Here is a 6,792-nt window from a genome sequence, read left to right as displayed (position 1 = left end):
CATGGCCTGGGCGGCCGCATCTTCGAATTCGCCGACAAGGATACCAGCCGCGCCGCCTACTGGGACCGCTTGCTGCATCTCTACCCGGACGGCACCTTGCACTACGGGGTATTTCCGCCCGATAGCGCGGGTAAACCCCCGACAACCAAGTCCTCTTTCAAGATCCTGGGTACGTCGAAAGCCTACGACGACGGGGCCTGGCATCAGGTGGCCGTGCGTCTTTCCCCTCTCGAGGGGCAGACCCTGTTCGTCGACGGAGCGCGTATCGCGAATGATCCCGCGACAGCTTTCGGCCTGGGCCCCCGCCGGCAGCGGAGAATATTTCCAGGGATCGCTGGACGAATTCTGGGCCGTCCACGCGGGCCTCGCCGATGACTTCGTAAAACTGTCTTATGAAAACCTGAAACCCGGCTCCCGCCTTATCCAATGGCCCTGAACCGGACATGAATATCCCAAGGAGGCACGCATGAAAACCACTATCCGATCCGGGTTGCCGCTAGCGGCGGCCTCGCTCTTCGCGGCCGCCCAGCTGTGGGCCCAGACTACCGGCGTCCATCCCGGATTTACCTTGCAGACCCTGCGTCCTACGGGCTTCAATCCGCAGGTAGGCGCCATGGACTTCCTGTCCGATGGGCGCTTGGTCATGGGATCCTGGACGGGCTTTGGGAAGACTACCAGCTCGATCTACCTGATCTCCAATGTCACGACGGGCGATGCTTCCAAGGTGACGGTCGCCACCTACGCGACCGGCCTCAACGAGGTGCTGGGTTTGAAGGTGGTGGACGATCATATCTACGTCATGGAAAAGCATCGGCTCATTTACTTGCCGGATTCGAATAAGGACGGTAAGGCCGATGCGCCGATCCAGATCGGCCCGACTTTGACCATCCAGAACGATGCCCAGAACCTCGAATTCGCCCTGGGCCTGATCTACAAGGACAGCACCTTCTATACGGGCCTTGCCACCCGATGGCCTTACGATGGATTCGAAGCCAATGAACGGGGCTGCATCATTCGCTATCCCGCCAAGATGATCCGCAAACCCGCCGTGACCGATTCCTTTGACCTGTTCGCTTGCGGCATGCGCACGCCCAATGGCCTTTTTTGGGGACCCGATGGCGAGATGTTCAACATCGATAACTCGGGGAATTGGGTGCCCAGGTGCGACCTGCTCCATATGCAGCAGGGGCATTTTTACGGCGTAAGGAAGTCCAATCCGACGCCGATGCCTTTCACCAACGCGGGTTACACGCAACCGCTGATGTGGATGGATAAGGGCAGGATCATCTACGATTCGCCCGCCCAACCGGTCTTGATGACGACGGGCATCTTCAAGGGCCAGGTCCTCGTAGGGGATCCCACCTCCGGCAACCTCTTCCGCCTCTTCCTGGAAAAGGTGAATGGAGAATACCAAGGCGCCTTGCTCCGCTTCACGGGAGGCCTGGAGGCGGGCGTCAACCGTATCGTGATCGGACCCGATGGCGCGTACTACCTGGGCGGCATCGGAACCGACCAATGGACCGGCTGGGGATGGAACGGCCATAATTACGGCCTGCAGCGCCTGACCCCCAACGGCAAATCCTTCTTCGACATGCTTGCCGTACGCTCGATGGGCCCCACCACGATGGAAATCGAGTTCACTTCCCCCGTGGACCCGGTTTCCGCCGGCACTACCGCGAATTATGCGCTCAAGACCTATAACTACACCCCGCAGGCGGCCTATGAAGGCGGCAAATCGTCGGAGACCAACTTGGCGGTGACAGCGGCGACGGTCAGCGCGGATAAGATGAAGGTGACCCTGACTGTCACCGGCATGAAAGCCAAGTACGTGATCTACATGAAGCTGAGCAACATCAAATCCGCGAACAACGAGTCGCTGTGGAGCAACGAAACCGAGTACACCCAGAACGACTTCGGCCCGGGAACCCCGGTCGTCGTAACCGGCGTCGAGCCTTCCTCGCATCGGCCCGCCAAGGCCCCGGGCTTCTCAAGCCGTTCTGGCGCCGATGGACGCTGGTCCATCGCCGTCGAGGAGGTCGGCGCATTCTCCCTGGAGATCCTGGATCTGAAAGGGCGCGTGCTCGAGAACAAGAAAGGCTTCGGCCCCGCGGAATTCACCACCCAGGGCGCCTATGGCTCCGGCCTGGTCTTGGCCCGCATGCGCGGTCCCGAGGGCGTGGTTTCATCCCATATCCTCTGCTCCAGTATCAAACCATAGAACCCGGCATGCGGCCCCGGATGGAAAGCCTTCTAATCGAGGCCAAAAGGACCATCCGAAGGGCCCGCCGTCCGGCGTCCCCGGCATCGACGTCGAGTTCGGGTCGTCGCTTCCGATACCTATGTCCATAATTCGTCCCGCTCTCTATGCAATGGTTCTCCTGTTGTGTTCCTGCCTCCGAGGCGTGGACTCCGAATCCCTGACCGCCCGCCTTCCCGACCCGGTCGTCGGCATGGGCTGCTCCCGTTGCCATCCCTACTCGCTCTCCGACGACAACCACTTCACCCATCTCGTATTTTTTTCCGGTGAGAACGTAAAGCAAGTAAACGGGCCTATCACATGCCTCGACTGCCACGCTACCTCCCTGCAACGCACGACCGTTATCCTTTTGGATAGCCTGTATATGGATTCCGCGGGCTTCGTTTGGTCCTCGGTCGATTTCAAGGGCGTCCGTCCACCAGGTAAATTGGTCCGCGTGGATACTATCGTGCAGCACCATCCGATACCCTCGCAACGATTACCTCCGGCTCAAGGTGAATTGCAAGAATGGGTGACGGGGTTGGCGCATATGAACGGACAAGTCGACGTGGTCTTCGATTCGACGGTGAGCAATCCCCAGCGCTTCGGCGGGGCGCGGGCCGAATTCAACCCGAAACTGGAGACCTGCTCGGCCGTGAATTGCCACGTCCACGAAGGCGCCTATCGATTCGAGGCATGCTCCAAGGGTTTGCCCGGCTTGGAAGGCGACTCCGTTCCCGATGACCAATGCGCGGTCAGGCGTTGATGGCGATCACGGCGCCGCGCAGTGCTGGCCGGCTTCCCAACCCGAATCAAGCGTTCCCTTGGGCCACTTGTAAATCGAAGTATCCTCCTTGCTGTACCAGAGGGAATCCTGGTACTTCAGCCAATCCTTCCAATCCTGGGAAAGGCCGCATAACCGGTTCCCGCGCACGTTGAGTCCCCGCAGGGCGGGCATGGCCATGAGTTCCCGCGGCAGAGTCGTGAGCCGGTTTTCGGCGAGGGTAAGCCTCCGTAGGCTATGCAGGGACAACACCGCCGGGGGCAGGGAAGCGAACCGGTTCCCGTACAAATGAAGCTCTTGCAAGTTCCGCAATTCCGAGAGTTCCGAGGGCAAATCGACCAGGATCGATTGGCTCAGATCCAGGTAAAGCAACTGTTTCATCTTGCCCACGGACGCGGGCAGGACGTCCAGGGAGTCGCCATCGAGCATGAGCGTCCGCAGGAAAGGAAGCTCTTCCACCGCAACGGGGAATGTCTTCAGCCCCGCGAACCCGATCGAAATCTCTTCCAACTCCGTCAACGACCGGAGCCAATCCAGATCGCCCTCCAACCGGTATTCCCATAACCCCAGGGTGCGGAGCGCATGCAGGTGCCCTAGCTCCTCGGCGCCCGCCAAGGTATACCGGCCCGAATCTTCCGGAGCCTGGAAGTTCACGTAATCCACCTGGTCCAAGGCTTCGATATCGGGCGTCAACCGGGTCAAGGCGATCGCGATTTCCCACAGCATGGTGATGCGGTTCCCCTTCACCCCGTTCGTGATGATGCCGCCGTGATCCTGCGTTATCCCGTTCGCCTGTACCCAGGCGGCGAAAGCCGCGGAGTCCCGTAGGTAGGCGGAATCCTGCGGGCCGGCGCGTAACGGCAGGATCAAGGATCCCAGGTCGGTCGTATCCCCGGGTTCGACCCGGATGGCCGGCATATCCAGGATCTTGAATCGGGCCAAATCATCCGCGTAACCAGGCAGGATCGCCACCGTATAAACGCCCGCGGGGATATTGCCGAGAACGAAAGATGAATCGGTTACGCCTATCAGTTGCACGAATGTTCCGATGGGCAACCCGGGAATGGAAACGTACGCGCCCCCCAATCGCGGTTCTCCTTCCGAGGGCTTGGCGATCCGGCCCCGCATGGCTCCCGTCGGACGGATCACCGCATCCGGGAGATGGACCAAGGTGTCTTTCACGTGGGCCTGGAGCAGGGCCGCGCCGCCGGAAGCGCGGCACTCGACGTTGTAATCCCCCGCCGCCAATCCCTCTACCAAGAAGGTTCCGTCCGCTTTCGTGTATGCGGCCGCCGGGTCGTCCCCGGTTCCTCCTGTCCCCAGCCGCCCCGAGGACAATGCCTCTTCCGGCCGGATGTGCACGGCGGCGCCTTCCAGCGGTTGCCCTTGCGCATCCACCACCCTCCCGGTGACGCCCGCCAGCGTGGTCTCGGATCCGGATCCTCCGCCGCCCAAGCAACCGATCAGGAGCAGGATGGCCGATATGAATAGAATGGTTTTCGATCCAGGGATGGGAATGCGGCGCATCGGCATGGGGGGCCTCATATCTTTGAGAGAAGGAAGGATTGGAAGTTGAATTGCCGGACGCGGTCGGCGTTCCGATCCTGTTCGGCCAAAGCCAACAGGCGTTTACGCAAGGCGGCGATCTCCGCTTTGGCCGCGGTCTCCCCGACGGCGGAGAGGGATAAGGTCAGCGTGGAAAAATCCCGCTCCGATCGCGGCCGCGAATCCAGGGCCTTACGGGCCAAGTCCAGCATCGCCAATTGGAAATTGTCCACGTCCAAGGTGGTGGGCGCGCTCGGCTCCAGGCTTCCGGTCGAGATGAAACGGTTCGTCTGCCGGAGGAATCCATCCGGCTTCCGTTCGACGAAGCCCAGCCTCAAGAGAAGCTTAACCGAGCGTCGGGCCTGGGCCGCGCTGATCGCGGGCTGGAGGCTTTGCCCCATCGCGGCGAAGTCCTGTTGGGACTCCGCTTTCACGGATCGGCAATTGATCTGCTCCCTGATCGCCGCATGCCACCAGTGGCGATAGAATTCGTAGCGCTCGGCCCCGACGATGTCCACGCGGGTCCCGCGCAGCGCCATCAAGCGGGCATAGCGGTGGTTCTTTTCCTCGACCGTCTTGGCATGATTGAAAGCCACCAGGCATTCGAAGTACGCCTGTTCCGCGGCGCCCAGCTTCATCGCCTGGCTGAACCTTAGGACGGTCGCTTGGGTCAGCTTCCGTTTGCCCGCGACTACTTCGGAGAAAAATCCCGAAGAGGCCAGCGATGCCTTGCGAGCGAAGAGGCGATGGGAATAGCGCGGATTGATGCGCTTCTGCTCCGCATGGAAATCACGGAGGTACTGGCGGTAATCGGCGTAGGCGGTGATGGGTTCCATAGGCTAGTAGGGAATCTACCATGCGCCACCTCTCCCTTCCTTATCCGGAAGATATTTTTCGTTCTCAACTTGAGAACTGATGCTTATGCCAATCTGCGTTTTTTATGGCATTCAAGGGTCTTTTATCAAGAATCCAGGGCCCATCCCCATCCGGTAGGAGAATTCTTTGAGAACGGATCCCTAAGATCATTGGCCTCGCCCGCGCCCCCGTGCCGCGCGTTATTATTTCCGCAAAGCGAGTTGGATATGCGCCAGGTGATGCTTCCCGTGCCACGCGTACGAAGACACTCGGTCGAAGAGGGTCATGCGGCCGCCGGTTTCGGGATGGATGAAACCCTTCTGGAAATCGGCGTCGGACATCGTCCGCATCAGGGCGATCCAACGCGCGTGCATGGATTCGAGGCCATCGAGGGCGATTCCCACCGGGCCCTTGGCATCGGGAAGCTCCGCCCAGCGGGCCTCATCGTAAGCCTTGATAAGCGGCTCGGCTTCGGTAAGGGTCCACTTGAAGCGGATATAGACGTGGGTGTGGCTATCGGCCAGATGATACGCGAGCTGACGAACGCTCCATCCCCCGGGCCGGTAGCGCTTCTCCAAGTCGGCATCGGGAAGGCCGGATACGATGGCGCGTACTTGCCCGGGCAATACCGAAATCGATTCGATCCCCTTCTCCAACTCCCGACGATCAAACCATGCCGGTCCCTTATGCCTTCCAATCGGGTATTGCAAGATTTCCAATTCCGGCCTCTCCATGCTCCTCTTCCTTTCCGGCTCTGCCGCCAATGGTAAGGAACACAAAGTAGATTCGCCGCGGTAAAACGAAAAAAGCCACCCCCTTAGGGATGGCCGTTCGCGCCTCTTTCGGAGAGGGTAGAAACGAAGACGGCCACCCCTTTCGGGATGGCCGTTCGTGCTCCTTTCGGAGCGAGTTATCGAGTTATACCCTGGCATAGACCCACTCTCCCGCGGCACAAGACCGCAGTACCATAGGCGCGTTGAGGCTTAACTTCTGTGTTCGGGATGGGAACAGGTGTGGCCCTCAAGCTGTATACACCAGGGAATTTCTGGGCAAAGTGAGTCGGCTTCGCCGATTCCCTGGAGAACCGCTAAGCGGTTTCTCCACAATTTCAAGCATTTGTTAATCAGTCATTATCAGAATCAAAAGCTTCGATACCTTTTGTTGGGCGCAGGACACCGTCGCGGTAAACCGCAGCGTACGTCTTGCCGGACCATCAAAGTGCAACTCACGGCCCATCCGAAGATGGACCTAGAATTTTTAAAGCCATACGACCTATTAGTATCGCTCGACTCCACGGATTGCTCCGCTTCCATCTGCGACCTATCGACGACGTAGTCTACATCGGGTCTTCAAGGGGATCAAGTCCCACGGG

General features: G+C 59.8%; 6 protein-coding genes and 2 rRNA genes. 3 read left to right on the top strand and 5 right to left on the bottom strand.

Features of this window, described 5'->3' with window-relative positions; translation table 11 throughout:
- From JF616_00235 to JF616_00225, 3 genes are all read left to right on the top strand, one after another.
- Positions 1 to 375, top strand: a 375-nt coding sequence (locus JF616_00235) for a hypothetical protein (GenBank protein MBW8886154.1), incomplete at its 5' end; no start/stop codon positions are given.
- Positions 376 to 466: 91 nt separating this feature from the next.
- On the top strand, positions 467 to 2,218 hold the full coding sequence (locus JF616_00230) for a hypothetical protein (protein ID MBW8886153.1): 1,752 nt from the start codon (positions 467 to 469) through the stop codon (positions 2,216 to 2,218).
- Positions 2,219 to 2,402: 184 nt separating this feature from the next.
- Complete coding sequence (locus tag JF616_00225) at positions 2,403 to 3,002, top strand: hypothetical protein (protein ID MBW8886152.1); 600 nt, start codon at positions 2,403 to 2,405, stop codon at positions 3,000 to 3,002.
- Positions 3,003 to 3,008: 6 nt separating this feature from the next.
- On the opposite strand, the gene JF616_00220 is transcribed toward JF616_00225, so the two are convergent.
- From JF616_00220 to JF616_00200, 5 genes are all read right to left on the bottom strand, one after another.
- Entirely contained in the window at positions 3,009 to 4,553 is a 1,545-nt protein-coding gene (locus JF616_00220; GenBank protein MBW8886151.1) for a carboxypeptidase regulatory-like domain-containing protein, read from the bottom strand.
- 8 nt (positions 4,554 to 4,561) lie between these two features.
- Positions 4,562 to 5,401: a TIGR02147 family protein gene (locus JF616_00215; GenBank protein MBW8886150.1), complete on the bottom strand. Its 840-nt coding sequence runs from the start codon at positions 5,399 to 5,401 to the stop codon at positions 4,562 to 4,564.
- A gap of 222 nt (positions 5,402 to 5,623) precedes the next feature.
- A complete protein-coding gene (locus JF616_00210) occupies positions 5,624 to 6,154 on the bottom strand; it encodes a putative metal-dependent hydrolase (GenBank protein ID MBW8886149.1) in 531 nt (176 codons plus the stop codon).
- Positions 6,155 to 6,343: 189 nt separating this feature from the next.
- Positions 6,344 to 6,459, bottom strand: a 5S ribosomal RNA gene (rrf, locus tag JF616_00205).
- Between the two features lie 215 nt (positions 6,460 to 6,674).
- Positions 6,675 to 6,792: ribosomal RNA gene (locus tag JF616_00200) — 23S ribosomal RNA — on the bottom strand; the annotation flags it as partial.

Source organism: Fibrobacterota bacterium (genome assembly GCA_019509785.1).
In the GTDB taxonomy this organism is placed as follows: Bacteria; Fibrobacterota; Fibrobacteria; order UBA11236; family UBA11236; genus Chersky-265.
Note: the sequence above shows the minus strand (reverse complement) of the source record. Positions and strands in the feature narration are given on the sequence as shown.

Bases quoted from the DNA above. Each gene is read 5' to 3' on its own strand.
- JF616_00230 (MBW8886153.1), top strand. From the start codon at position 467: ATGAAAACCACTATCCGATCCGGGTTGCCGCTAGCGGCGGCCTCGCTC.
- JF616_00220 (MBW8886151.1), bottom strand. From the start codon at position 4,553: ATGCCGATGCGCCGCATTCCCATCCCTGGATCGAAAACCATTCTATTC.
- JF616_00215 (MBW8886150.1), bottom strand. From the start codon at position 5,401: ATGGAACCCATCACCGCCTACGCCGATTACCGCCAGTACCTCCGTGAT.
- JF616_00210 (MBW8886149.1), bottom strand. From the start codon at position 6,154: ATGGAGAGGCCGGAATTGGAAATCTTGCAATACCCGATTGGAAGGCAT.